Here is a 25903-nt window from a genome sequence, read left to right on the forward strand (position 1 = left end):
GCCGGTTTTTTTATGGTTCAACTGAGTGGGTCAGGCAGGCAAGGTGCCAAGTCAACCAATGGCTTCGTCGCCCAGTACGTTGATGAGGGGAGAATCGATTCAAGCCCTGCAAATGGTTTAAGGGGAAGGGGTCGATAAAAAAAACGGCAGCCTTGGCTGCCGGTTTTGACGGGTAATGATGAGGGGTAACGACGGAGGTTATTGCAATACCACGTGCTGGAACCCTTGTACCAGGCTGATGACCGGCTGGGGATAGAGCCCCAGCAACACCACCAGAGCGGCAGAGAGCAGCACTACCACACCACCGGAGGAGAGTGCCCAGTCGGCGCTGGCATCGCGCTGCTGCATGCCCGGTTCGCGCAGATAGAGGGTCACCATCACCTTGAGGTAGTAGTAGAGACCCAGCGCGCTGCCGAGCACGATGGCACCGGAGAGCCACCAGAGCTGCGCCTCGACGGTGACGCCGATGAGGTAGAACTTGCCGATAAAGCCGAGGGTCATCGGGATACCCGCCAAGGAGAGCATCATCACCGTCAGCACGGCAGTGAGGTATGGGCGCTTCCAGAACAGGCCGCGATAGCTGTGCAGGGAGTCTGCATCCTTGCCGCGATAGGGGCTCGACATCATGCTCACCACGCCAAAGGCACCCAGGCTGGTGAACAGATACATCAGCAGGTAGACCCCGGCCGCTTCCACCGGCATCTGGCCGATGCGGCTCGCCACGATCACCGCCAGCAGGTAACCGAAGTGGGAGATGGAAGAGTAACCCAGCATCCGTTTGACGTTGGTCTGCACCAGTGCCAGCAGGTTGCCGACCAGGATGGAGATGACCGCCATGGCCGCCAGCAGCCAGTGGATCATGGGATCGCTCGCCGCCGGTACCGCCAGATAGAAGCGCAGCAGCACGGCAAAGACCGCCACCTTGCTGACGGTCGCGAGGAAGGTGGCGACCGGAGCCGGCGCACCTTCATAGACATCCGGTGTCCAGAGGTGGAAGGGGGCGAGCGACAATTTGAAGGCAAAGCCGACCAGCATTAGCCCCAAACCGCCCATCAGCAGCGGATGGTGAGCCGGGCTCTCGGCCAGGGTCTGCCCTAGGGCGGCAAAGCTCAGGCTGCCTGCCTGTGCATAGAGCAGCGCCATGCCAAACAGCAGGAAGGCGGTGGCGGCGGCAGAGAGCACCATGTATTTCACCGCCGCTTCCAGCGAGTGGCGCTCGCGGTAGGCGTAGCCCACCAGACCGAACATCGGCAGGGTCAGCATCTCGATCCCGATAAACAGGGAGGCGAGATGGCGGGAGCAGGCCAGCACCAGACCACCGGCGGTGGCGATCAGCAGTAGTAGGAAGAACTCTTCCCGGTTGTCCGGGTAGGCTTTCAACCATGACTGGCCGAAGGTACAGGTGGCCAGAGCGCCGATCAGTACCAGTCCCATGTAGAAGACGGCGTAACTGTCGACTTGCAGCAGCGGGGTGACCCCTTGATCACCCTGCGCCATCACGATGGGCAGCGAGAACAGCGCCAGATTGAGGCCAACAATGGTCACGGTAAAGGCGGTGGTGACACAGCGGCGCCAGGCGATGGCCAGCATCAGGGCCGCCATGGCCCCGGTGGTCAACAGCAGGGGAAGCAGTGCCAGCAGTTGGGAAGCGGAGAAAGTCATTGCAGGGCTCCAGCAGTTGGCAGCAGATACCAGTGCAGCACGTTGATAAGGCTGCTGCTGGCGGTATCAATCACGGGTTGGGGATAGAGGCCAAGCAGTACCAGGAGACCGGCGATCACCATCATCATGGTCAGCTCGCGGCGATCCAGTCCCTTGAGCACGCTCTCATCCTTGGCGGGGCCAAAGCAGGCGCGCTGCAGCATGATGAGGGAGTAGACCGAGGCCAGCACCAGACCGAAGGTGGCGACCGCCGTGATCACCGGGGCCACCTGGAAGCTGCCGACCAGGATCAGGAACTCGCCGACGAAGTTGCCAGTGCCTGGCATGCCGAGTGACGCCACCGAGAAGAACAGCATCACGCCCGGCAGATAGCGCAGGCGTCCCCACAGGCCACCCATCTGGCGCAGATCCCGGGTGTGCAACCGCTCGTAGAGCTGACCGCAGAGGATAAAGAGACCGGCAGCAGACAGCCCGTGGGCGATCATCTGTACCACGGCGCCTTGCAGCGCCAGCTCGCTACCCGAGTAGATGGCGATCATCACAAAGCCCATGTGGGAGATGCTGGTGTAGGCCACCAGCCGTTTGATGTCGGTCTGACCGAACGCCACGATGGCCCCGTAGACGATGCCGATCAGGCCCAGCACCATGGCGTAGGGGGCAAATTCGGCAGAGGCTTCGGGGAAGAGCGGCAGGGCAAAGCGCAGCAGACCGTAGGCGGCGGTTTTCAGCAAGATCCCGGCCAAATCCACCGAGCCTGCGGTCGGTGCCTGACTGTGGGCATCCGGCAGCCAGCCGTGCAGTGGCACCAGCGGCATCTTGACCGCAAAGGCGATAAAGAAGCCCAGCATCAGCAGCCACTGAACGCCCTTGCTCATCGGGGTGTTGAGCAGATCCAGATAGTTGAAGGTGAAGACACCGGTGGCATGCTGGTGGGTCAGCACCAGCCCGATGATAGCCACCAGCATGACAAGGCCCGAAACCTGGGTGTAGATAAAGAACTTGGTCGCGGCGTTGATCCGTGATTTTCCGTCAGTGACCGAGTGGCCCCAGAGCGCAATCAGGAAGTACATGGGGACCAGCATCATCTCCCAGAAGAAGAAGAAGAGGAACAGGTCCAGCGCCATGAAGACGCCGAGCACGCCGCCCAGGATCCAGAGCAGGTTGAGGTGGAAGAAGCCGATGCGCTGCACGATCTCTTTCCACGAACAGAGGATGGCCAGCACCCCGATAAAGCAGGTGAGGATCACCATCAAGAGCGACAAGCCATCCACCGCCAGATGCAGAGAGATGCCAAAGCGGGGGATCCATGGCAGGCGCCACTCGGCGGCCCAGGCGGAGGCGGCACCGGTGACGCCCGCGCTGTCGAGACCCGTCGTGGCAAGCGAGAAGTCACTGCCGAGCCAGATGGCACAGGAGAGCAGCAGGCTGGCGCTCATGGAGAGCAAGGCAACCCAGCGGACAAACTGCCCGCCGAGACGCTCCATCTGCCAGCAGAGCAAGCCGCCGATGAAAGGAATTAACAAGATCCAGAGTAAGGTCACGGTATCAGCTCTCGTTCAAGTTCATATGAGATTGCGCTCCCTGTTCCATCAGGGAGAGCAAACAGCCTGGCTGTATGATTGTCCGGTTGTTCATCGCGTTACCCCAGCAGCAATAGCGCCAGCACCAGCACGGCGCCGATGCCCATGGAGGCAGCATACCAGCGCAACTTGCCGGTCACGGTCCAGGCCAGCAACTGGTTGCCACGCAGAGCAATCCAGGCAGGCAGTCCCATCATCCAGTCCAGCGGGTCGCGGGCCAGCAGCCGGGTCGCCAGCAGATAGGGTTTGACCCACAGCTGGTCATAGAGCCAGTCAAAGCCCCAGGCGTTGAACCAGAGGGTGCTGAGCAGACGGCCCGGCGCGCTGTTGGCAATGGAGGTGGCCAGACGGCGCTCACCAAGGAACAGAAACGCGGCCAGCGCAATGCCAGCGATTGCGATGATGCCGGAAGTTATCTCCAGCGCATGGCGACCCTCTTCGATATGATCCCCCGGGCCTGCAGGCAGCACCCCGGCCAGCGGCGGGGTGATCAGTGCGCCTATGCCGGTAGAGAGCACCAGCAATACCTGCAGCGGCAGGTGATGAGCCAGACCGTGGCCCGCATGGGCTTTGGTCTGCTCTTTGCCATGGAAGGCGATAAAGATCAGCCGGAAGGTATAGAGCGAGGTGAGGAATGCCCCCACCAGACCGGCCCACAGCAGTGCGCTTTGGCCAGAGGCTTCTACTTGCCACAGGATGGCGTCCTTACTGTAGAAACCGGAGGTGACCAGCGGCAGCGCGGCCAGGGCCGAGCCCCCCACCAGGAAGCAGGCATAGACCAGCGGCAGACTCTTGCGCAGCCCGCCCATCTTGAAGATGTTCTGCTCATGGTGGCAGGCAACGATAACGGCACCGGCGGAGAGGAACAGCAGCGCCTTGAAGAAGGCGTGGGTCATCAGGTGGAAGATGGCCCCTTCCCATGCGCCGACACCGAGTGCCAGAAACATATAGCCAATCTGGCTCATGGTGGAGTAGGCGAGGATCCGCTTGATGTCGGTCTGAACCAGCGCGGCAAAACCGGCCAGCACTAGCGTGATGGCGCCAACCAGCCCGACCAGATGGAGGATCTCCGGCGCGAGCAGGAACAGGCCGTGGGTACGGGCAATCAGGTAGACACCGGCGGTCACCATGGTGGCGGCGTGGATCAGCGCTGAGACCGGGGTCGGGCCTGCCATCGCATCCGCCAGCCAGGTTTGCAGCGGCAACTGGGCCGATTTGCCGACCGCACCACCCAGCAGCATCAGGCAGGCCAGCGACAGGGCAGGGGAGCCTTCGGCAAACAGGGTGGGGGCGCGCACCAGCAGATCGTGAATATTGAGGGTGCCTAGTTCGCGATAGAGGATAAACAGGCCGATGGCGAGGAAGACATCACCCACCCGGGTCACGACAAATGCCTTGAGGGCTGCCGCGCCGTTGTTGCGATCCTTGTAGTAGAAGCCAATCAGCAGGTAGCTGCACAGCCCCACCCCTTCCCAGCCGAGGTAGACAAACAGCAGGTCATCTGCCAGCACCAGAAACAGCATGCTGGCGATAAAGAGGTTGGTGTAGGTGAAGAAGCGGGAGTAGCCCTCTTCCCCGCGCATGTACCAGGAGGCGAACAGGTGGATGAAGAAACCCACCCCGGTCACCACCCCCAGCATGGTCAGCGACAGGCCATCCAGTGCCAGCGAGAAGCTCGGGGTAAAGTTGCCCACCGCCATCCATTGCCACAGGCGCTGGACATAGACGCCCCCCTCGGGCGGGTTGGCCAAAAAGTCGATGCCCACCCACAGGGTAGTGAGGGCCGACAGGCCAATGGAGCCTACCCCGATCAGTGCCGAGGTACGCTCGCCAAACCGGCCGAGGGAGAAGGCCAGCACCAGCCATCCCAGCAGCGGAAATAGAAAAGTCAGATATAAGAGGCTCATCCGCGCATCTCGCTCACAGTGTCCACGTTCAGGGTGTGGTAACGACGATAGAGCAGCAGTAACAGGGCGAGGCCGATACTGGCCTCTGCTGCCGCCAGAGAAATCACCAATATGTACATGATCTGGCCATCGGCCTGCGCCCAGCGGCTACCCGCCACCACAAACGCCAGTGCCGAGGCATTCATCATGATCTCGATACTCATCAGGATGTAGAGCAGGTTGCGGCGGATCAGCAGACCGCACAAGCCGATGCAGAACAGCACCGCGGCCAGCAGGAGGCCGTGCTCCATAGGGATTCCATTCATTGCTGACCTCCTTCTTGTGCAGAGCGGGATGCGGAGCGCGGGACGGAGAGCACTTCACCACTCTTGTCTTCCCGACCCAGGTGATAGGCGGTCACCAGACCCGCCAGCAGCAGGATGGAGGCGAGCTCCACCGCCAGTACATAGGGGCCAAAGAGCTCGACACCGACCTGCTTGGCGGTCACCTCGGTCACTCCGATAAGGCCACCGGTCACCCCGAGAATGCCGTGGCCCAGGAAGCCCAGCAGGATCAGCGAGAGCAGGGCAGGGCCTACCCAGGTCATGGGGGTGAGCCAGTTTTTCTCCTGCGCCTGGGCACTTCCCAGGTTCAGCATCATCACCACAAACACGAACAGCACCATGATGGCGCCAGCGTAGACGATCACCTGCAGGGCGCCCGCAAAGGCGGCGCCCAGGCAGAAGAAGATCATGGCCACGGCGATGAGGGAGATGATGAGATTGAGCAGCGCATGCATTGGGTTGCTGGTGCTGATCACCCGCAGCGTGCTGTAAATGGCCACCAGGGCCGAGGCATAAAATGCCAGTTCCATGATTGACTCCTCAGGGCAGCAGGCTCTTGACATCGATGGGCTTGGCTTCGTTTTCGGCATCCCCTTTCGGCTTGCCGTTGATGGCCATCCCGCTCATGCGATAGAAGTTGTAGTCCGGGTATTTGCCGGGCCCGCTGATCAGCAGATCCTCCTTCTCGTACACCAGATCCTGGCGGCGATACTCACCCATCTCGAAATCCGGCGTCAGCTGGATGGCGGTGGTGGGGCAAGCCTCTTCACACAGGCCGCAGAAGATGCAGCGAGAGAAGTTGATGCGAAAGAACTCCGGGTACCAGCGGCCATCTTCCCGCTCGGATTTTTGCAGCGAGATGCAGCCGACCGGGCAGGCAACCGCGCAGAGGTTGCAGGCCACGCAGCGCTCGTCCCCGTCGGGGTCGCGGGTCAGCACGATGCGACCGCGGTAGCGGGGGGCCGCATAGACCGCCTGCTCCGGATAGTTGAGGGTTTCACGGGGCCGCCAGGCATGGGAGAAGACCATGGCCAGGCTGCGTAACTGGGTGCCGACACCCTGAATAATGCTAACAATTTTCATATTGAGTGCCTCACTGCGTACTTATCAGTACAACTGCCGCGGTGACCAGCATATTGATCAGGGTCAGCGGCAAGCAGACTTTCCAGCCAAACGACATCACCTGATCAAAGCGCGGGCGAGGCAGGGAGGCCCGCAGCAGGATGAAGAACACCATGAAACAGGCGGTCTTCAGGGCAAACCAGATGAAGGGGGGCAACCAGGGGCCATGCCAGCCACCGAAGAAGAGGGTCACGATGAGTGAGGAGATCAGCACGATGCCGATATACTCGCCCACGAAGAAGAGACCCCACTTCATCCCCGCATACTCGATGTGATAGCCGTCGGCGAGCTCCTGCTCGGCTTCCGGCTGATCGAACGGGTGACGGTGGGTGACGGCGACACCGGCAAACAGGAAGGTGACAAAGCCCAGGATCTGGGGCACCACGTTCCACAAATCTGCCTGTGCCTCGACGATATCCCGCAGGTTGAAGCTGCCGGTCTGGATCACTATCCCCATCAGGGAGAGCCCGAGAAACACCTCGTAGGAGAGGGTCTGAGCCGAGGCGCGCAAGCTGCCGAGCAATGAGTATTTGTTGTTGCTCGACCAGCCGGCGAACAGCACCGCATAGACCGCCAGCCCCGCGATGGCCAGGATATAGAGCAGCCCGACGTTGAGATCCGCCACGCCCCAGGTAGGGGTGATGGGCACCACCGCAAACGCCAGAATAAAGGCGGTGAAGGCGATGATGGGGGCCAGGATAAAGATCCGGCGATCGGCGAACGGCGGGATCCAGTCCTCCTTGAAAAACATCTTGATCATGTCGGCGGCCAGCTGGAGCAGACCAAACGGCCCCACCCGGTTGGGGCCGTAGCGATCCTGCCACAGGGCCAGCAGGCGGCGCTCGATGAAGCTCATGAAGGCGCCAGCCCCCACGATCCCCACCAGCACGATCAGTGCCTTGCCCACCTCCAGCAACAGATCGATTAGCGACTCGCTCATGCGATCACCTCCTGCAGGTTAGTGATTGAGGCTTGTTGCAGGGCCGTCGGCAGGCCGTTCACCCCAAGGGGGAGCCCCACCAGACCGGCGCTCAGCTGTTCGCTCAGGCGCAGGCGCAGTTGCCAGTGGCTACCGCCCCAGGAGAAGGAGACCTGATTGCCGGCATGCAGGGCCAGACGCTCAGCATCAAGGGGATTGAGCACCAGCTCGGGTTCGTTCATCCGGGCCTGAATGACCGGGCTGCGAGCGGAGAGCTCATCGCCGCCAAACAGCTGGGCATAATTGACCACCTGCAGCGCCTCTGATGCCTTGAAGGGGGTGGGGATGGTGGCGAACCAGCCGAGCGGCTCCTTGCCTTCTGCCTGCGGGTCTGTTGCTTCCAGCAAGCGGCGACCCGGATCGCCAGCGCGCAGATGACCACCGACTTCATCCTGGAACTTGTTCCAGGCGGAGGGAGAGTTCCAGCCCGGCGCCCAGGCAAAGGGCACTTGCGGCATGTTCTGGCGGGCACCGGCATACCCTTCCATGGAGAAGTTGAAGGGGGAGTCGGGATCCTGCGCCACCCGTGGCTCGCTGACGTTCTGATCCGCCAGCATGGAGGTGCGACCGCTGTAGCGGTGCGGCTCGCGGGCCAACCGCATGCCACGGATCCGCAAGCCCGCGTTGGGCGCCGCTTCCAGCATGGTAGCCAGCAGCGGATGGCTGCTGGCGCAAGCGTGGCTGATCTGATCGAAGTTCTGCCAGCGCAGCGGCTTGCGTTCGAGCGCCCCTTGCAGCGCTGCCAGCCAGCGCCACCCTTCACGCACCTGAATGTCGGCGTTGTAGAAGGCGGGTGCATAGACCTGGAAGAAGCGCTGGGCGCGCCCTTCCATGTTGACCAAGGTGCCATCGGCTTCGGCAAAACTGGCCGCTGGCAGCACCAAGTCAGCCTTGTTGGCGGTCAAGGTCGCCTGATGGTCGATGACCAGCAGGTGCTGCAGTCGGGCCAGCGCAGCATCCACCCGGTTGCGCGGTGCGCGGCGGTAGAGATCGTTCTCCAGGGTGACCAGCGCCAACCCCTCTTCGGACTCGATACGCGCAAGGGCGGCTTCGAGCGGCTTGTCTGACAAGGTTTGAGCGCCCAGCATGGCCAGACCCAGCGAGTTGGCCTCCTGGCCAACCAGCGCGATGCTGGCTTCCAGCCCACGGCCTTTCAGGGCGCGGGCAATGTTGCTGGCCGCGTCGACCAGCGCCACATGCCGGGCACTGGAGCCTGCAATGATGAGCGGCTTCTTGGCGTTGCCCAGCAGTTCGGCCCAGCGAGCCGCTTGTGCCTGCTGCTCGGGGCCGAGATCGGTCACGGCCGGTGCACTCGGGTCGAGCTGGTTGGCGATGGCAAAGCCAAGGCGCGCCTGATCGGCATAGGGGGCGTGCAACTTGTCGGCTGCTACATCGTCAAGACGGGTGGTGTCGAGACTGGTAATGAGCAGCGGGTAGCGCTCGTTCTGCCCCAGGGTTTGAACGGCGGCAACTTGCCACAGATCGACCTTCATCTTGCGGGCCAGTTCGCGGGCCTTGCCCTTGACGGCTTGACGCAGCGCCAACGCGATACGGGCGGCGCTCATGGTGACATCTTCGCCGAGCACCAGAATGGCGTCGGCCTCTTCCATGTCCCGCAGGCTCGGGGTCGGCACGCCGCCCTGTTGCAGGATCTGCAGTATCTTCAGCTGACAGGCCCACTCGGCCTGCTCGACGCCAGCGTAGAAGTTGGCTTCACCCACCAGCTCGCGCAGGGCAAAGTTGCTCTCGAGCGAGGCGCGGGGCGAACCGATGCCGATGAGGCCGCGGGCACTGCGCAGGGCATCGGCGGCGCGGTTGAGGGCGCCATCGACCGTGATGGTCAGCTGGTCGTTGCCATCTTTGAGCAGCGGCTGACGCGGGCGGTCCGCCAGATTGACGTAGCCATAGCCAAAGCGGCCACGGTCACAGAGGAAGTAGTGGTTGACGCTGCCGTGGAAGCGGTTCTCGATGCGGCGCAGTTCGCCATAACGTTCACCCGGGCTGATGTTGCAGCCCACGGAACATTGCTGGCAGATGCTGGGGGCAAACTGCATGTCCCACTTACGGTTGTAGCGCTCGGAGTGAGTCTTGTCGGTGAAGACGCCGGTGGGGCAGACCTCCACCAGGTTGCCGGAAAATTCGCTCTCCAGGGTGCCATCCTCGACCCGGCCGAAATAGACGTTGTCGTGGGCACCGTAAACCCCGAGATCCTCGCCACCGGCATAATCCTTGTAGTAACGGACGCAGCGGTAGCAGGCGATGCAGCGGTTCATCTCGTGACCGATGAAGGGGCCCAGCTCCTGATTCTGGTGGGTGCGTTTGGTGAAACGGTAGCGACGGCTGTTGTGGCCGGTCATCACCGTCATGTCCTGCAGGTGGCAGGCGCCGCCCTCTTCACACACCGGGCAGTCGTGGGGGTGGTTGGTCATCAGCCACTCCACCACGCTCTTGCGAAACGCTTTGGCCTCTTCATCCTCGATGGCGATGTAGCTGCCATCGGTGGCCGGGGTCATGCAGGACATCACCAGACGGCCACGCTTGTCATCGGCATTCTGATACTGTTTCACCGCACACTGGCGGCAGGCGCCAACGCTACCCAGCGCCGGATGCCAGCAGAAATAGGGGACGTCCAGACCCAGCGACAGACAGGCTTGCAGCAGGTTATCTGCTCCGTCTACCTCGTACTCTTTGCCGTCTACATAAATGGTTGCCATACAACTTCCCTGAAACCTGTTTTGTGAAATCTGTGGTGTCGTTACCAGCGCTCGCCCAGCAGATTGGGCTGGATCCCTTTGACCGGCTTGCGGTTGTCGCCGCTGCCTTTGATCCCGGCCTCGAATTCGGAGCGGAAATATTTGATGGCGCTGGCCAGTGGTTCGACGGCGCCCGGCGCGTGGGCGCAGAAGGTCTTGCCCGGGCCAAGGAAGCCGCAGAGTTGCTCCAGAGTCGCCAGATCGCCGGATTGACCTTCGCCACGCTCCAGTGCCCGCAGCAGCTTGACGCTCCAGGGCAGGCCGTCGCGGCAGGGCGTGCACCAGCCGCACGATTCGCGGGCGAAGAACTCCTCCATGTTGCGCAGTAAGGAGACCATGCTGATGGAGTCATCCACCGCCATGGCGAGTCCGGTTCCCATCCGGGTGCCCACCTTGCCGATACCGGCGGTATACATCTGGGCATCGAGGTGCTCCGGCAGCAGGAAACCGGTGCCCGCGCCGCCCGGTTGCCAGGCTTTCAGGCGATAGCCGCTTCTCATGCCACCGGCGTAGTTTTCAAACAGCTCGCGGGCGGTGATGCCAAAGGGCAGCTCCCAGACGCCCGGGTTGTTCACCTTGCCGGAGAAGCCCATCAGCTTGGTGCCGTGATCTTCCGAGCCCGGCAGCGCCAGCCCGTGATACCAGGCGACCCCGTTGCCGATGATGGCGGGCACGTTGCAGAGGGTTTCGACGTTGTTGACGCAGGTGGGTTTGCCCCAGACACCGGAGACAGCAGGGAAGGGGGGTTTGGCGCGCGGGTTGGCGCGGCGCCCTTCCAGCGAGTTGATCAGCGCCGTCTCTTCGCCACAGATGTAGCGACCGGCGCCGGTGTGGACGAACAGCTCGAAATCAAAACCCGAGCCCAGAATGTTCTTGCCCAGCAGACCGGCGGCCTTGGCCTCTTCCACCGCACGGCGCAGGTGGATGGCGGCATCCACATATTCGCCACGCAGGAAGATATAACCGCGATAGGCTTTGAGCGCCCGGGCACTGATGATCATCCCCTCGATCAGCAGATGGGGCAGCTGCTCCATCAGCAGCCGGTCTTTCCAGGTGTTGGGCTCCATCTCGTCGGCGTTGCAGAGCAGGTAACGGATGTTCATGCTCTCGTCTTTGGGCATCAATCCCCACTTCACACCCGTGGGGAAGCCCGCGCCGCCGCGCCCCTTGAGGCCGGCATCTTTGACGGTGCTGACGATCTCGTCCGAGCTCATCTGGCCGAGCGCCTTGCGGGCCGCGTCATAGCCCTGTTTGGCCTGATACTCCTCCAGCCACACCGGCTGGCCGTCATCCCGCAGTCGCCAGGTGAGCGGGTGGGTCTCGGCCGCACGCGGGGTGCGGTTGGCTGTGCCAAGAGAGGCGAGAATCTTGTTCTGCGGCAGGCTCATGGGTAAGCCTCCAGGGTTTTCAGCAAGGTCACCGGATCGAGGCCGCCATAGGTGTCGTCATCGATCATGATGGCTGGCCCCTTGTCGCAGTTGCCAAGGCAGCAGACCGGCAGCAGGGTGAAGCGGCCATCCGGGGTGGTTTGACCGGGGCCGAGGTTCATCACCTCCTTGAGACCGGCCATCAGATCTTCATGGCCATTGATGTAGCAGACCATGCTGTCGCAGACGCGGATGATGTGGCGCCCCACCGGCTGGCGGAAAATCTGGCTATAGAAGGTGGCGACCCCCTCCACGTCGCTGGCGGGAATGCCGAGCTCGGCGGCGATGGCATGAATGGCGCCGTCGGGTACCCAGCCTCTGGCCTGCTGCACGATCTTGAGCGCTTCGATGCTGGCGGCGCGGGGATCTTCGTAGTGGTGTTTCTCGTGTTCGATGGCATCGCGTTCAGCCTGGCTCAGAGCGAAGTCGCCCTGTTTGCTGCTGCATGCCCCTTGCCCCTGTGGGGTCTGATTATTGTGACACTGACATTGCTGGCTCATGACTTGACCTTTGGTGGCTTGTCCTTTTACTTCTCGTCCGGCGATCCCAATTCCCGACCATGGCCGGGAGGCGGGATCACTTAACGGTCCACATCCGACATAACGAAATCGATACTGCCCAGATAGACGATGAGGTCCGACACCATGCTGCCCTTGATTACCGAGGGGATCTGTTGCAGGTGAGCAAAGCTCGGGGTGCGGATCCGGGTCCGGTAGCTCATGGTCGAGCCGTCGCTGGTCAGGTAATAACTGTTGATACCCTTGGTCGCCTCAATCATCTGGAACGACTCGGCAGCGGGCATCACCGGACCCCACGACACTTGCAGGAAGTGGTTGATCAGGGTCTCGATGTCTTGCAGGGTGCGATCTTTTGGCGGCGGCGTGGTGAGCGGGTGATCCGCTTTGAAGGGGCCTTCTGGCATGTTCTTCATGCACTGCTCGATGATCGACATGCTCTGGCGGATCTCCTCGATCCGCACGGTGGCTCTGTCGTAGGCATCGCCATTGCTGCCGACCGGCACTTCAAAGTCGAACTGGTCATAGCCCGAATAGGGGCGCCACTTGCGCACGTCAAAGTTGAGGCCGGTGGCGCGCAATCCGGCCCCCGTGGTGCCCCAGGACAACGCCTGCTCGGTGGTGTAGGCAGAGACCCCTATGGTACGACCGCGCAGTATGCTGTTGCGCATCGCCGCTTTTTCGTAATCCATCAGCCGCTTGGGCAGCCAGCTCAGCAGGTTGTCCTGCACCAGTCGTTGCCATCCCTTCGGCAAGTCATGGGCCACACCGCCGATGCGGAACCAGGCCGGGTGCATGCGGGCACCGGTGATCGCTTCGATGATGGTGTAGATCTTCTGCCGGTCGGTGAAGGTGAAGAAGACCGGGGTCATGGCCCCCACGTCCTGAATATAGGTACCCAAGAACAGCAGGTGACTCTGGATGCGGAACAGCTCCGCCATCATCACCCGGATCATGTCGACCCGCTGCGGCACCTTGATGCCGGCCAGCTTCTCGACCGCCAGCACATAGGGGAGGTTGTTCATCACCCCGCCCAGATACTCGACCCGATCGGTATAGGGGATATAGCTGTGCCAGGACTGGCGCTCGCCCATCTTTTCGGCACCGCGATGGTGATAGCCGATGTCAGGCACGCAGTTGCGGATCTCCTCGCCATCGAGCTGCAACACCAAGCGGAAGGCGCCGTGGGCAGAGGGGTGGTTGGGGCCGAGGTTGAGGAACATGTAGTCCTCGTTCTCGTTGCCGCGGGCCAGACCCCACTCTTCCGGTTTGAACAGCAGGTTCTCCTGCTCCATGTCCTGTTTGGCGGCATCGAGCATGAAGGGATCGAATTCGGTGGCGCGCGCCGGGTAATCCTTGCGCAGCGGGTGACCCTGCCAACTCTTGGGCATCATGATGCGAGTCAGGTGAGGGTGCCCATCAAAGGTGATGCCCAGCAGATCCCACACTTCCCGTTCATACCAGTTGGCATTGGGGAAGTGGTTGGTGATGGTGGGCAGATGCAGGTCACTCTCGGCCAGCGCCACTTTCAACATCACATCGGCGTTACGGTCGATGGAGATGAGGTGATAGAAGACGGTGAAGTCGCTCTGGGGCAGGTCGTCGCGATGGCTGCGCAGCCGCTCGTCGGTGGCGCTGAGATCAAACAGCATCACGAACGGGGAGGGCACCTTGCGCAAAAAGCCCATCACATCCTGCAGCAGTTCGCGGGGGAGCCAGACCACCGGCACGCCGGTACGCGTGGTCTGCACGGTGAAGTGCTCGGCCCCGAAATGAGTAAACAGTTCGCCAATGACTTTGGCATCCAGGTGGTCGCTGGGCTGCCACTGGGCCATGGCGTAATTGCTGGGAAAATCACGAGTCAGTTTCATGGTCAGATCTCATCCGGCGTGCGCAGGTTGGTCACATTGATCCGTTCGCCGCGCTTGCGCTCTTTTTCGGCCTGCATCTGGGGACGATAGATCCCCTGATCGCCCACCACCCAGGAGAGGGGACGGCGCTCTTTGCCGATGGAGTCTTGCAGCAGCATCAGGGCTTGCAAAAAGGCTTCGGGACGGGGCGGGCAACCCGGAATGTAGACGTCGACCGGCAGGAATTTGTCGACGCCCTGCACCACGGAATAGATGTCATACATGCCGCCCGAGTTGGCACAGGCCCCCATGGAGATCACCCACTTGGGTTCGAGCAACTGTTCATACAGGCGCTGGATCACCGGTGCCATCTTGATGAAGGGGGTCCCTGCAATCACCATGAAATCGGCCTGACGCGGCGAGGCGCGGATCACTTCGGCGCCGAAGCGGGCCACATCGTGGGGGGAGGTGAAGGCGGTACACATCTCTACGTAGCAGCAGGAGATGCCGAAGTTGTAAGGCCAGAGGGAGTTTTTGCGGCCCCAGTTGACTGTGTCTTGCAGCACCTCCTCGAGACGGCCCATCATGATGCCGCGCGTCGCTTCTTGCGCCAGTGGGTCATCGACGGTCTGGCGCTGCTCCTGGGGGTAGCGCTCAACGGGTGCATCCGGGTCAATCCGGGTCAGGGTGTACTTCATGGTGCAACCTCAAGGAAAGGGTCTGTGGTTCAATCACTGTTTTTGTTGTTCAGCTGCGGTTTGCGCGGTGACCAGTCCAGTGCGCCGATGCGCCAGAGGTAGATCAGGCCGATAAGCAGCAGTCCGATGAAAATGGTGGCTTCAATAAAGCCGACCCAGCCGCTTTCGCGCACGGAAACGGACCAAGCAAACAGGTAGAGCGCCTCGACGTCGAAGATGACGAAGAACATAGCGACCAGATAGAACTTGGCGGAAAAACGCAGACGGGCACTGCCGACCGAGTCGACACCAGATTCGAATGGTTTGTTCTTGGTACGGCCGTAGGCACGGCCCCCCAACAGGGCGGCGAGACCTATCATCACCAGACAGATGGTGATGGCACCGATGACATAAATGGCAAAAGCCCAATGTTGAGCAGAAATATCAGCAAACATAGAGGTTTTTCCTAACCAATTTAATCAAGTGACTTAACAATAATGTTACGCATTATGACACTTTCGTACTGATTTACATGTCATTTTTATGGGTTAATTATTAATCGGTTAACTGGTAATTAAATTTTGTTAAGAAGCGCACTTTTTTGTTGGTTATGGCGGGCGGGAAAGGCTTGGAAAGTGCAGAACCCTGCTCCTTGCCATCACCTGAAAGGGGTAAATGCCGAGAGTGAAGCAAGGTCTGATCGGTATTACGGGTAGGGAAAGCCGGGGTGAGAAAAGTGGGGTCGGGTGAGACGGGCACGATCAAAAAGCAATAAAAAGAGAGGCTCGCAAGCCTCTCTTGTCATCACGTTCCGGTTTCGAGCGTGGGGCGGTCAGGGTTTATTGGCGACCAGCAAGACCTGATCCGGGTAGGCGCCAACGACGCGAAGACCGATATCTCCCGAGGTGATATCCAGATACGCCCGCTGACCATTGCCGGAGGTCACCGTGCTGCTCATCAGATAGACATAGCCCTCATTGACCTCTTTACCGCCCCCCGCCATGGCGCGCGGGAAAATGGCTTCATTGAGGGAGGGTTTGTAGCAGGCATGCTCGACCAGGGTCGCCAGCTCCTTGATGTCGGGCAGGCGCCACTGGCTGACACCGCCGAAGTGATAGAGTGCATGGCTGCTGTCACTGCGGATCCGCTCCGCCACTTGCAGCCCCTGCTGCCAGTAGTAAACGGTCGGTTCCCCCAGGCAACTGCTGCCATTCCATGTTTGCCCCAGTTTGCAGCGCATCCAGGTGAGGCCGGTGTGTTGATCGGTGACGGTGCCGTTGCCATGGTCAAGAAAACGGGCAGAGGGGGCGGTGCGATCCATGGTGTCATCACAAATGGCAGCACCGTGGGCCAGGGGGGCCAGCAGTGCCAGCATGGCGAATGAAAAACGATAAAGACTCATGATATTCCTCGGATTATTGGGGAGTGGCGACCAGTCGTACCTGCATCAGTTCGATATAGGTATCTTGCTGCACCAGCGCGGGATAGGTGGTGCCCGCATCGTCTCCCAGGAGCAGGGCCGTGCGTTTGCTGATGGGGCCACCGGAGAAGCGCTGGGCGGTGTTGCTGGTGGCGCTCCAGAAGTAGCCATGGAAGAAGCCATCCTCCGAGGGGGCGATATCAGGGAAGTAACGGGTGTCCACGATGATGCGCTGACCCAGCGGATCCTTGGCCAGGCTGCCGTAGTGCATCAGTGACATCAGCTCGCCCATGGTGGGCAGCCGCCACTGGCTGATGCCGCAGCGCTGCTCGCCACCTGCTGCAGCGCCTGATCAAACTGGCCGAGACCCGCGAGGGCCGCGCGGTCGCTGCCCGGTTGCAGCGGGGCGAGATCGGCCAACAGCTGCGTCAGTGCGCGCTCGGCGGCCACCCCTTCGGCAATGCGGCTCTGCCACAGGGTGCTGAGCAGGGTCGGTTGTAGCCGTTGTGGCTCCCCTTTGGCGGCCGGATGTGCCAGCAGCAGCCCTCCGCCCCGCGGTACGAACAGCAGGGGCGAGTTGACGATGTTGGCCGAGCGGCTGACAAGGGCCACCGCTCCTTCGCCGCTGACGGCAGGATCGGCGGGATCACACTGCCAGTTCTGATCCAGATCGGCACACAGGGTACCGGCGGTCGGCAGGGCGACATCGACCCGGTAGTCCGGGATCGCCAGTGGTGCGTTATCTTCCCCGCCGCCACAGGCGCTGAGCAGGGCTGAGAGGGTGGCAATAACCAGTACGGATGGTTTCACTTCACATTCCTTGATTCGGTCACAGGTTCACGGGGGCGGTAACCCCCGAGGTACAGGATTCAGCGGCGCGGGGTGCTACGGCGCCAGAGGCGGGGCCACAGGGCCAGCAACAGCAGCAGGGGGGAAGTCGTGCCGCCACCCCCTTCATCCTGCTCAAGGGGGATGATGCCGGTGTTGGGAAGGGCTTCATCCTTGTCGCAGCGGGCGCCGACTTGCTGGGCTACACGCCAGCTGCGCAACTGACCGGTGTCACCGGCGCTGGTGTCGTTGATCTCCAGCAGCCAGCGGCCAGCGAGCGGTTCGCCGTGCAGCTTATCCAGCGATTCGAACGGTACCAGTTCACGGGGGAACTCCCCCTTGAGCCGGGTATGACTGGCGTAGCCCTTGTTCCACAGGCTGATCCGGGTGCCGTAAGGGGAGGTGAGCCAGATCTCCAGCTGCTCCAGCTTGCTGTGCTCCAGATCGAGGGCAACCACGAATCCGCTGTCGATGCGGGCCTTGCTCTCGGGCAGGGTGAGGGTGAAGCGGGACAGGCCGTGCCGTTCACTGCTCACCGCATCCTTGATCTGGCCACCCTGGCCGATGGCCCGTTGCCAGAGCGGTTCACCGATCGGCAGTTGCAGGTCAAGGCGGGTCTGGCGCTCGGTGGGACTGGGCAGGGTGAGCTGGAACTGCAGCGGCAAGGTGACAGCCTCGCCACAGGTCAGGTTGCTCGCCGCTTCCAGCGGCAGGGTCCAGCGGGCGGTGCCATCGGCGTTGAGCTCTCCCTGCCAGTGACCGTCACCCATGATCCCCTTGGTCGGCAGCAGGCTGGCGTCGGCCACGGTCAGGGGGCGGCCGCTCTGGTTGGTTAGTTCAATGGCGAGGCTCTTTTTCTCCCCGGGCAGCAGGTAGCTGTCATCGGCAAGGCGGGCCGCGATGGGAGTGGGCAGCAGGGCGTGGTGGCGGAAGGCCTGCTCCAGCAGCTTGCCATAGCTGCGATCCGGATAGAGACGGTTGGCGGTATCCACGGTGACGCGCGCCAGCTGGGGCATCCGCACCTGCGGGCCGAGGCCGAAGTGGGATTCAATCAGCAGGGTATCGAACTCGTTACGGGCTACCTCGCCATACTGTTCAACGGCCTGGCGCAGCGCGGTGAAGAGCGGGGTGCCCCACAGCTGGTCGCCGTTGCTGCCGTTGATGGTGAGGTGCGCCGGATAGAGGAAGCCCGGGTGATAGCGCGCCCGCAGATCATCGAGCTGACGGGGCATCCGGCCGCTGATCCTGGCATCCCAGTTGAAGACCATGAAGGGCTCGAACTGGCGAGCCTCTGGACTGCGCTGGCGCCAGCTGGCGGCCAGATAGTCGCTAAAGCCCTCACCGATGGCGCCCCAGTCACCCTCGTCTCCCATGTCGGGCAGGATATGGTGTTGCACCGCATGGCCAAACTCGTGCCAGATCACCATGGGATCTTCTGCATCGGGCACGCCGACCCGGCCAATTTCCAACCGGCGCAAGAAGGGATCATAGAGTGAGTTGTCCTGCTCCCCGGCATCGGTATCGATGGCCAGGGGGCCGCCCATCAGCGTTGGGTAGCCCAGGGATTCTACGTGGCGCTGGGCCAGATCCAGATGGTAGTAGCCATTGATATCGAGGAAGGCGGGCTGCTGGTGATCCAGCTGGAAGCCATCGGCATCAGGGCTGCTAAAGGGAACGGTTTCCGGCGCCGTGCCGTTCACGACCCGGGCGCGAGGGCCGCTCAGCAGGTAGGTGTCATCCACCTTTTTTACCGTGAGCGGGACGGTGCGATAGGCCCCGTTGTCCAGCACCAGATCATGGCGCCACAGCAGGTTGCCATCTTTCAGCTGGGTGCGTGGGTCGAGGGCAAAGATGCGGGCTTGCACCGTGGCCGTTTCCCCTGCCAGCGGGGCCGCTTCGGCACGGGTGCTGGCCTCTTGCAGCGTGCGCCCCAGCAGGGCGCTGCCATCGCAAGTGACAAACAGTTGCCAGTGGCTGCTCTTGCTGTTGCCCGGCTGGCTTTCTACCGCCAGCAGACGCCAGGCGGGGGTCAGGGTGTCGCCATCCTGCCAGTACCAGGGCTGGGCCTCGTCACTGCCGGCGAATTGCCACACAGCGCCATCCAGCGTGGCGGTATAGGCATCCACCCCGGTGCGGCTGGCGTCGTCACATGGCGTCGCCTGTGCCTGCATCAGCCGGGTATTGTGATAGAGACGCCACGGGCGACCCTGCTCATCGAGACTGACTGCGGCCATCAGGCCGGCGATCGGTGCGCCATTGAGCTGCTGGCGATAGTGCAGATAGTGGCCCAGCTTGCCTTGGCGCTGATAGGCCGGGGCATCACTCAGGGTGACGCCGAGCTGCTGTTCGAGCCAGAGGCGGGGATCGGCCGGGGCGTCCTGTTCGACAAAACGCAGTTCGGCGGCCTCGGTGGCAAAGCCAGCCAGCCCCAGCAAGAGGGCGGGCAACAGGGGTTTCATAGTGGTACTCCCAATCAGCGGTAGGGTCATTGGTTGATCCCCGCCAGATGCAACAAGAAGGCAAATTCACGAGCCCGATCGCCACCACCGGCGCGGTGGCCTCCCTCCAGTTCGGTCAGCAGCAGGTAGGGGCCGGAGCCCGTGCTGTGCTCCCGCAGGCGAGCCAGCCACTTGACTGGCTCCCAGTAGGGCACCTGGCTGTCGTGCAGGGCGGTAGTGACCAGCAGGGGCGGGTAGGGGGCGCGGTGCAGGTTGTCGTAGGGGCTGATGCGGCGCATCGCCTGATACTCTGCGGGCTTGGCCGGGTTGCCCCACTCCTGGTACTCCTGACGGGTCAAGGGGAGGGCGGGATCGCTCATGGTGCCGAGCATATCGACGAAGGGAACCTGCAACACGGCGCCGCTAAAGAGCGTCGGTTGCTGGTTGAGGGCTGCCGCAACCAGCGTGCCCCCCGCACTGCCACCCATGGCAAACAGGGGCAGAGGGGCTGTGTCGGGCGACCAGTGGCGCAGGGTGCTACCTGCGGCGATAAAGTCGCTGATGCCGTTCTGCTTGTGGATGCCCCGTCCATCGCGGGTCCACTGCTCCCCCAGCATGCCGCCGCCGCGCACATGGGCGATGGCGTAGACAAAGCCCCGATCCAGCAGGCTCAGCAGCTCTTTCTGGTAGTAGGGGCGCATTGGCGTGCCATAGGCGCCATAGCCGTAGAGCAGCACGGCGCGGGGGGCCAGATCCTTGCGCCACACCAGCGAGACGGGTACCCGGGTGCCATCGGCAGAAGTGATCCAGCGCCGCTCGCTCTGATAGGGCAATGGTTTATTGTCTGCGGTGTGCTGGTCGTTGATCCACTGACTGCTGGTCAAATCCAGCCAGCGCTGTCCGGGGGGCTGGCTCAAGCCCTGACTGCGCACCAGAATGCGGTCGCTGGCCGGGTCATGTTCTCCTTGTAGCCAGCCGGTACCGGCGCCACTGGCCAGCGGCAGGCGCTGGCGTTCATGGCCGTTGCGATCGAGCAGGGCGAGCCAATCCTCCCCCTGCTGGCGAAATTGCACCACCAGATGGCGATCAAACAGTCGCCACTTCTCGGGATCGCCGAGATCTTCCCCTTTGGCGGGCCATAGGCGCTGCCACTCACCGAGCGGCGTGTTGGCTGAGTAGAGGGCAAATGCCCCCTCCCGGTTGCTCTTGATCACCCAGCCGGATTGACTGTCCAGATAGTATTCCACCCCGCGCTGGCGGGGTTTGACCTGCTGCGGCTTGCCCGAGTCGAGCAGGTACTGCTCCGAGCTGTCGTGGTTGTTGCCCTGCAACACCAGATGCTGGCCATCCGTGGTGCGATATAGGCTGAGCAGCCAGGCGGGATCCTGCTCCTCATAGAGAGTCTGCTCTTGGCCATCCTGCCAGCCACGCAGCTGCCAGGGGCGCAGGGTGTCGCGCTCGTTGGCGATGGTGTAGAGGGTGCGACCATCTTGTGACCAGGCGAGATCGGCGCTGCGCTGCGCCAAACTGGCCAGCGCCTTGCCGCTCTGGAGATCGAGCAGGGTGACCTGATAGTCGAGATCGCCGCGTCTGTCTTCTGCGATGGCCAGCGTGCGGTTATCCGGGCTCAGGGCCCAGCCGCCCGCGTCGTAATAGCCCTCACCCGCTCTGGCGGGAAGCCGTTGCTGAACCTTGCCCCCGTGGCGTTGCCAGAGGGAGCCGTCCGGGCGCAGCTGCCATGCCTGATCGCCGCGCACAAGCCAGTTGTCCGGTACGGGTTCCCCCGCCGGATGGTTGGCAAACTCGGCGCGCAGGATCGCCTCCAGCGGCTGCTGCGCGGCGAGCTGCTGCTCGCTCCAGCGATTTTGCTGCTTGAGCAGAGCGAGTATGGCCGGGTTGCTGCGGCTCTCGTCCCGCAACCAGAAGTAGGGATCCTGGCGTACGGGATTGCCCGAAATCAGGTGTGATTGGGATGGGATCGGCGGTGGCAGGGCCTCTTGCGCCCACGCCAACGGGGCGGCCAACAGGGCCGCCATGATTGCATGATGCTTCATCACATCCCCACGAAACGGTAGCTGAGGCTGGCTGACAGATAGCGGCCGCTCTGGCTGTAGAGGGAGGTGTCGCTGCCAGCCGGGAGTCCGGCCACATCCTGATAGCGGACGTAGCGGGTATCGAGCAGGTTGCCGATGGTGGCATTGACCTTGAGCGCGTCGGTGATCTGCCAGTCGCCGGTGAGATCCAGGCTGAACCAGCCCGCGCTGCTCTGGCAGGCACCGCTGTAGCCAGTCTGGGCACTGGCGCACTGGGGCACCTTGGTCATGGCGGCGGCATAGTTGCCACTGAGCTCAACACCCCAGTCGAGCTGCTGCCAGCGCAGGGTGGTGTTGCCTTCCCGCGGTGCCTGGGTTCGCAGCGGCTCGCCGCGGTGATCCTTGCCATCCATCCAGGCCAGATTGGTCGAAAGCTCCCACTCGTCGCTCAGCCAGAGGCTGGCGGCCAGCTCGGCGCCCCAGGTTTCTGCTTTGGCGACGTTGCGATACTGGCGCAGGAAGACACCGTCATCGATGCGGAAACCGGTCTGGCGCCAGTCGATGAAGTTGTAGTAGCGGTTGTAGAAAACGGCCGGTTTGACGCTCCAGTTGTCGCTTTGGCCATTCACTCCCCACTCCAGACTGTGGCTGGTCTCCTCCTTGAGGTTGGGGTTGGCAATGATCTCGAACGGCGGCATGGCAAAGTAGTGGGGAATGTTGCCGTAAACCTGATCGTAAGCGGGGGCGCGGAAGCCGTTGGCATAGCTGAGCCAGCTGCGCCATGTCTCGTTGAAGCGGTAACTGGCCGCCAGACTGGGGGAGATGTGGTCGCTGTGGTTCTCGGCCAGATTGCTGTCCGGTGCGCGCAGGCGCTGGCGGTCAAAGCGCAGGGTCGGGGTAAACTGCCAGCTGCCCAGATCGATCACATCGCTCAGCCAGATGCCATCGCGGCGGGTCTCGGCTTTGCTGAAGGGGGCTTTCTGTCCCTGGGCGGTGATGCCATCTTCCAGGGTCAGATTGCTGACCGGCCGCTCGTGGTTGGCCTGCTCCACTTCCACACCGTAGCTGAAGGTGTGATCCAGCGAGCCGGTGGTCAGCTTGCTCTGCAGCTCCAGCTCACTGCCAAGGCGCAGCTCCTCGAACGTGGAGAGGGTGCGCTGGCTGCGATATCTGGGATAGCCGCTCAGGGCATCGTTGCGCAGCAGCTGGCGCTGGTTGGCCTCGTTGCGTGACTGGTTGCCAAACAGGCTCCAGTTGAGGGTATCGATCATGCCCAGATCGTTGGCTTCCCAGCTGAACTTGCCGCCCTGAGTACGTTGATCACTGTTTTCCTGAAAGCCGACCACATTCCAGCTGCCATCGGGTTGAGGCACCGCCTTGGGGCCCATCAGGCGTTTGGCGTGATCTTCGTAGTAGTCCAGCTCCAGTCGCAGGGCGTGATGGGCATTGAGGGGGAGGCGGCTGCTGGTGGAGGCACTCATGCCATCCAGATCCGCCGGAATGCGACTCTCCTCAAAGTTGGCCGTTTCGTTGCCGCGCCAGCCGGAGAGGCGCAACAGATGTTCGCTCTCCAGCGCCCGCGCCGCGCCGGTCATGCTGAGCTTCTTCTTGTTGCTGTCGCCACCGTAGAGGGTCTTGGCCGCCAGATAGCTATCCTGCTGTTGCAGATAATCTTCTGGCTGCTTGGTGTTCATCACCACGGTGCCACCGATGGCATCCGAGCCATGCAGGGAGGAACCGGCCCCCTTGGCCACCTCGATCTGCTTGATGTCATCAAGGTCGAAGTTGAAGCGCCCCACCTTGTCATTGATGTTGTCGGCGCCAAAGCCGTCGCTGACGCGCACCCCATCCTTGATCAGCAGGATGCGGTTGCCCCCGATGCCGCGCACGCTGATGTTTTGCGGTCGCCCGGCAGAGCCGGTGACCGAGACACCGGGGATCTTGCGAAACACATGGGTCAGCTCGCTGGCGACCTGACGGTCCAGCTCTTCCTGGGTGATGACGGTGATGGATCCGGAGACATCGGAGAGTTTCTGTTGTACCCGTTGTCCGGTAACAATGATGGTGTCGTCGCTGCGCGCCTTCTCCACAGGGGGAAGATCGGCCGCGCCAGCGGAGGCACACAGGAGTGCCGGCCATGCCTGAAACAGTTTGTTCATAATGATAATTGTTTTTATTTGAGCCTGAGGGGCGGCATTATTGCAGAGGCCTGACCACTTGACAATAAATGGAAATCATTATCATTAAGATCTTATGGTGTTGATATTATTGAGTTATTTGTTTTTAAAAAGAAACTCCCGCGCGAGGCGGGAGCAGGGTGATCAGGGTTTGAGCAGTTGCAGCGACTCTTCTGCTGCCTTGCCTTGGGAGAGGGTGATATCGACCCGGCGGTTCGCCTGGCGATGTTCGGGGGTGTCATTGGCGAAACGGGGCTGGGTGTCGGCAACTCCCTGGGCAATGACCCGTCTGGCATCCAGCTGGGGGTTGGCCAGCATGGTCTGCACGATGGAGGAGGCCCGCAGCACCGAGAGCTCCCAGTTGTTGCGATAGAGCTCCACCGGCGCCTGGGAGTTGTCGGTATGACCGGTGACCACCACCTGTCCCGGAATGTTGGCCAAAATGCCGGAGATCTTGTGGACCAGCGGGACGAACTGGGGTTGCAGGAACGCCGAGTCGGAGGGGAACAGCGCCTTCTCGCCGATGCGGATCACCAGCTGACTGCCAAGCTGCTCGACCTCGAGATCCTTGGATTCGATCTGTGCCTTGAGCTGCTGTTCCAGCTTCTGCTTGGTCACCTGCACCCACTCCTGCTCCTTGGTCTTGTGGGGCCAGGCTTCGGTGGCGCTCGGTTTTTCCGAGGCACCTATGGTCTCGTTGAAGGGGTCCGATGCTGCGGGTTGCGCCTCTTTATCCAGCAGGGTCTCTTTTTCCGAGCTGCTTGGTGTGGTCTTCGATTCCGGTTCAAGAATGCCGGTACCGCCCTGCATCACGGGTGAGCCAGCAGGAGGGGAGATGAGGCCGATTTTACCCAGTGACTCGATAAAGCCCTGGATAAGCACCCGGGTTTCGGACTGCTTGGCCATGGCAAAGGAGTAGAGCACCACAAACAGGGCAAACAGCAGGGTCATGAAATCGGCATAGGAGACCAGCCAGCGTTCGTGGTTCTCCGGCGCTTCAGCTTTTTTCTTTTTGGCCACCATGGCCTCCCAGATAAGGTTCGAGGGTAACTTGCAGGCGCGCTTGGGACTCGCCATCCACGATGCAGAGAATGCCGGTCAGGGTCATCTCCTTGTAGTGGCGGATCTGGTGGGCAAACCCCTTGTAGCGGTTGCCGAACGGCAAGAAGATCAGGTTGGCGGCGGATACCCCGTAGATGGTGGCGATAAAGGCCACCGCGATGGCGCCACCCAGCTTGTCGGGGGCATCCAGCAGACCCATTGCGTGGATCAGGCCAAATACCGCGCCGACGATCCCCATGGTCGGGCAGTAGCCGCCCATGGCTTCATAGAATTTGACCGTTTGTTCGAGATCTTCCTGTTCAAATTCGATCTCGTTCTCCAGCACCTCGTGGATTTTGTTCTTCTCGTAGCCATCGACCATCATCTGCACCCCTTTCTTCAGGAAGGGATCCTTGATCTCCTCGATCATCCCTTCCAGCGCCAGCATACCGCTGCGGCGGGCGTTGCCTGCCAGGGTCTCCAGCAACTGGGCCTGTTCCTGCATGTCGAGTTTGAGGGGGGAGAGCAGCCATTTGAAGCGCTTCAAGGTGCTGCCGACGACGGAGAAAGGAAACTGGGTCAGCGCAGCGCCAATGGTGCCGCCTATTACGATAAGGAATGCGGGCAGATCGAGCAGTGCACTGGGGTGGCCACCCTCGATCATGTTGCCGCCAAGGATGGCGATCAACGCCAGTACCAAGCCAATCAAACTCATTTGTGACACGTCCCTGCATGTTGATAATGGCTAGTGTAGCTACTTAAGTATCAGTTTTTCAAAATGATATCCAATCGCTGAGCAATTAATGGGCGCTGAGTAACATTCGCAAGGGGAGGTGTGTTGCGCTAATGAGATGGCCTTGCAATCACCTTGTTGCACTGCGCCGTGACAGGGGGAACGTTTGTCGGGTTGGGCAATCACAAGAGCAGGATAGGAGGGGGACGTGAGCTGGAAATACGAACAGTCCTGATGTTGCTACCAGGGCTTTGCAAACCGGGGTGGTGAGAGCGTGGATGATCCGCCACTGCGTGGCTCTTGCTCCCTTGTCGGCATAGGTGTTTGCGTTTGCCGGAAAGCAAAAAACCGACCATGAGGTTAATGCCAGTCAGTTAAGCCTGACTGGCATTGTTTTTATTGGCTTTTTTCACACTATACCTCTGGGGCCTTGGCTTC

General features: G+C 61.7%; 21 protein-coding genes. All 21 read right to left on the reverse strand.

All coding sequences use genetic code 11. The features are described 5' to 3' along the window. Window positions 1-198 precede the first annotated feature (198 nt). Window positions 199-1662: an NADH-quinone oxidoreductase subunit NuoN gene (gene nuoN / locus OKC27_RS17805; RefSeq protein WP_139408725.1), complete on the reverse strand. Its 1464-nt coding sequence runs from the start codon at window positions 1660-1662 to the stop codon at window positions 199-201. Further along, window positions 1659-3203 (reverse strand): NADH-quinone oxidoreductase subunit M, encoded by a 1545-nt coding sequence (gene nuoM, locus OKC27_RS17810; protein WP_182937694.1) that lies wholly within the window; start codon window positions 3201-3203, stop codon window positions 1659-1661. Before nuoM ends, nuoN begins: the two co-directional genes overlap by 4 nt. Window positions 3204-3301: 98 nt before the next feature. Further along, entirely contained in the window at window positions 3302-5149 is a 1848-nt protein-coding gene (nuoL, locus tag OKC27_RS17815; RefSeq protein ID WP_182937693.1) for an NADH-quinone oxidoreductase subunit L, read from the reverse strand. Then, a complete protein-coding gene (gene nuoK / locus OKC27_RS17820) occupies window positions 5146-5454 on the reverse strand; it encodes an NADH-quinone oxidoreductase subunit NuoK (RefSeq protein ID WP_005337247.1) in 309 nt (102 codons plus the stop codon). Before nuoK ends, nuoL begins: the two co-directional genes overlap by 4 nt. Continuing rightward, entirely contained in the window at window positions 5451-6002 is a 552-nt protein-coding gene (gene nuoJ / locus OKC27_RS17825; protein ID WP_111808375.1) for an NADH-quinone oxidoreductase subunit J, read from the reverse strand. Before nuoJ ends, nuoK begins: the two co-directional genes overlap by 4 nt. A gap of 10 nt (window positions 6003-6012) precedes the next feature. Further along, on the reverse strand, window positions 6013-6555 hold the full coding sequence (gene nuoI / locus OKC27_RS17830; protein WP_182937692.1) for an NADH-quinone oxidoreductase subunit NuoI: 543 nt from the start codon (window positions 6553-6555) through the stop codon (window positions 6013-6015). A 10-nt stretch (window positions 6556-6565) separates the two neighbouring features. Next, on the reverse strand, window positions 6566-7534 hold the full coding sequence (gene nuoH, locus OKC27_RS17835; RefSeq protein ID WP_005337244.1) for an NADH-quinone oxidoreductase subunit NuoH: 969 nt from the start codon (window positions 7532-7534) through the stop codon (window positions 6566-6568). Then, the gene (nuoG, locus tag OKC27_RS17840; RefSeq protein ID WP_182937691.1) at window positions 7531-10287 is read right to left on the reverse strand and encodes an NADH-quinone oxidoreductase subunit NuoG; all 2757 of its coding nucleotides are present in this window, start codon (window positions 10285-10287) and stop codon (window positions 7531-7533) included. The genes nuoH and nuoG overlap by 4 nt, the downstream gene beginning before the upstream one ends. A gap of 41 nt (window positions 10288-10328) precedes the next feature. Then, the gene (nuoF, locus tag OKC27_RS17845; protein WP_182937690.1) at window positions 10329-11714 is read right to left on the reverse strand and encodes an NADH-quinone oxidoreductase subunit NuoF; all 1386 of its coding nucleotides are present in this window, start codon (window positions 11712-11714) and stop codon (window positions 10329-10331) included. After that, the gene (gene nuoE, locus OKC27_RS17850) at window positions 11711-12253 is read right to left on the reverse strand and encodes an NADH-quinone oxidoreductase subunit NuoE (protein ID WP_163129866.1); all 543 of its coding nucleotides are present in this window, start codon (window positions 12251-12253) and stop codon (window positions 11711-11713) included. Before nuoE ends, nuoF begins: the two co-directional genes overlap by 4 nt. A gap of 80 nt (window positions 12254-12333) precedes the next feature. After that, the gene (nuoC, locus tag OKC27_RS17855; protein ID WP_270806530.1) at window positions 12334-14139 is read right to left on the reverse strand and encodes an NADH-quinone oxidoreductase subunit C/D; all 1806 of its coding nucleotides are present in this window, start codon (window positions 14137-14139) and stop codon (window positions 12334-12336) included. Window positions 14140-14141: 2 nt separating this feature from the next. Then, a complete protein-coding gene (locus OKC27_RS17860) occupies window positions 14142-14816 on the reverse strand; it encodes a NuoB/complex I 20 kDa subunit family protein (RefSeq protein ID WP_005344917.1) in 675 nt (224 codons plus the stop codon). 29 nt (window positions 14817-14845) lie between these two features. After that, a complete protein-coding gene (locus tag OKC27_RS17865; protein WP_005344919.1) occupies window positions 14846-15250 on the reverse strand; it encodes an NADH-quinone oxidoreductase subunit A in 405 nt (134 codons plus the stop codon). A gap of 377 nt (window positions 15251-15627) precedes the next feature. Beyond that, entirely contained in the window at window positions 15628-16197 is a 570-nt protein-coding gene (locus OKC27_RS17870) for an Lcl C-terminal domain-containing protein (RefSeq protein ID WP_182937687.1), read from the reverse strand. A gap of 13 nt (window positions 16198-16210) precedes the next feature. Next, window positions 16211-16507, reverse strand: coding sequence for a hypothetical protein (locus OKC27_RS17875; RefSeq protein ID WP_270806531.1), 297 nt, complete (start codon window positions 16505-16507; stop codon window positions 16211-16213). After that, on the reverse strand, window positions 16495-17025 hold the full coding sequence (locus tag OKC27_RS17880; RefSeq protein WP_270693522.1) for a hypothetical protein: 531 nt from the start codon (window positions 17023-17025) through the stop codon (window positions 16495-16497). Before OKC27_RS17880 ends, OKC27_RS17875 begins: the two co-directional genes overlap by 13 nt. 59 nt (window positions 17026-17084) lie before the next feature. Next, entirely contained in the window at window positions 17085-19532 is a 2448-nt protein-coding gene (locus OKC27_RS17885) for a proprotein convertase P-domain-containing protein (protein ID WP_270806532.1), read from the reverse strand. Further along, entirely contained in the window at window positions 19529-21535 is a 2007-nt protein-coding gene (locus OKC27_RS17890; RefSeq protein WP_182937684.1) for a prolyl oligopeptidase family serine peptidase, read from the reverse strand. Before OKC27_RS17890 ends, OKC27_RS17885 begins: the two co-directional genes overlap by 4 nt. Further along, window positions 21535-23673 carry a TonB-dependent hemoglobin/transferrin/lactoferrin family receptor gene (locus tag OKC27_RS17895; protein WP_182937683.1) on the reverse strand — a complete coding sequence of 713 codons (2139 nt, stop codon included), beginning with the start codon at window positions 23671-23673 and terminating at the stop codon, window positions 21535-21537. The genes OKC27_RS17890 and OKC27_RS17895 overlap by 1 nt, the downstream gene beginning before the upstream one ends. 162 nt (window positions 23674-23835) lie before the next feature. Then, complete coding sequence (locus OKC27_RS17900) at window positions 23836-24714, reverse strand: flagellar motor protein MotB (RefSeq protein WP_182932494.1); 879 nt, start codon at window positions 24712-24714, stop codon at window positions 23836-23838. Next, window positions 24689-25447: a flagellar motor protein gene (locus OKC27_RS17905; RefSeq protein WP_042658429.1), complete on the reverse strand. Its 759-nt coding sequence runs from the start codon at window positions 25445-25447 to the stop codon at window positions 24689-24691. The genes OKC27_RS17900 and OKC27_RS17905 overlap by 26 nt, the downstream gene beginning before the upstream one ends. Between the last annotated feature and the right edge of the window lie 456 nt (window positions 25448-25903).

Source organism: Aeromonas sp. QDB62 (assembly GCF_027705695.1).
Taxonomy (GTDB): Bacteria; Pseudomonadota; Gammaproteobacteria; order Enterobacterales; family Aeromonadaceae; genus Aeromonas; species Aeromonas allosaccharophila.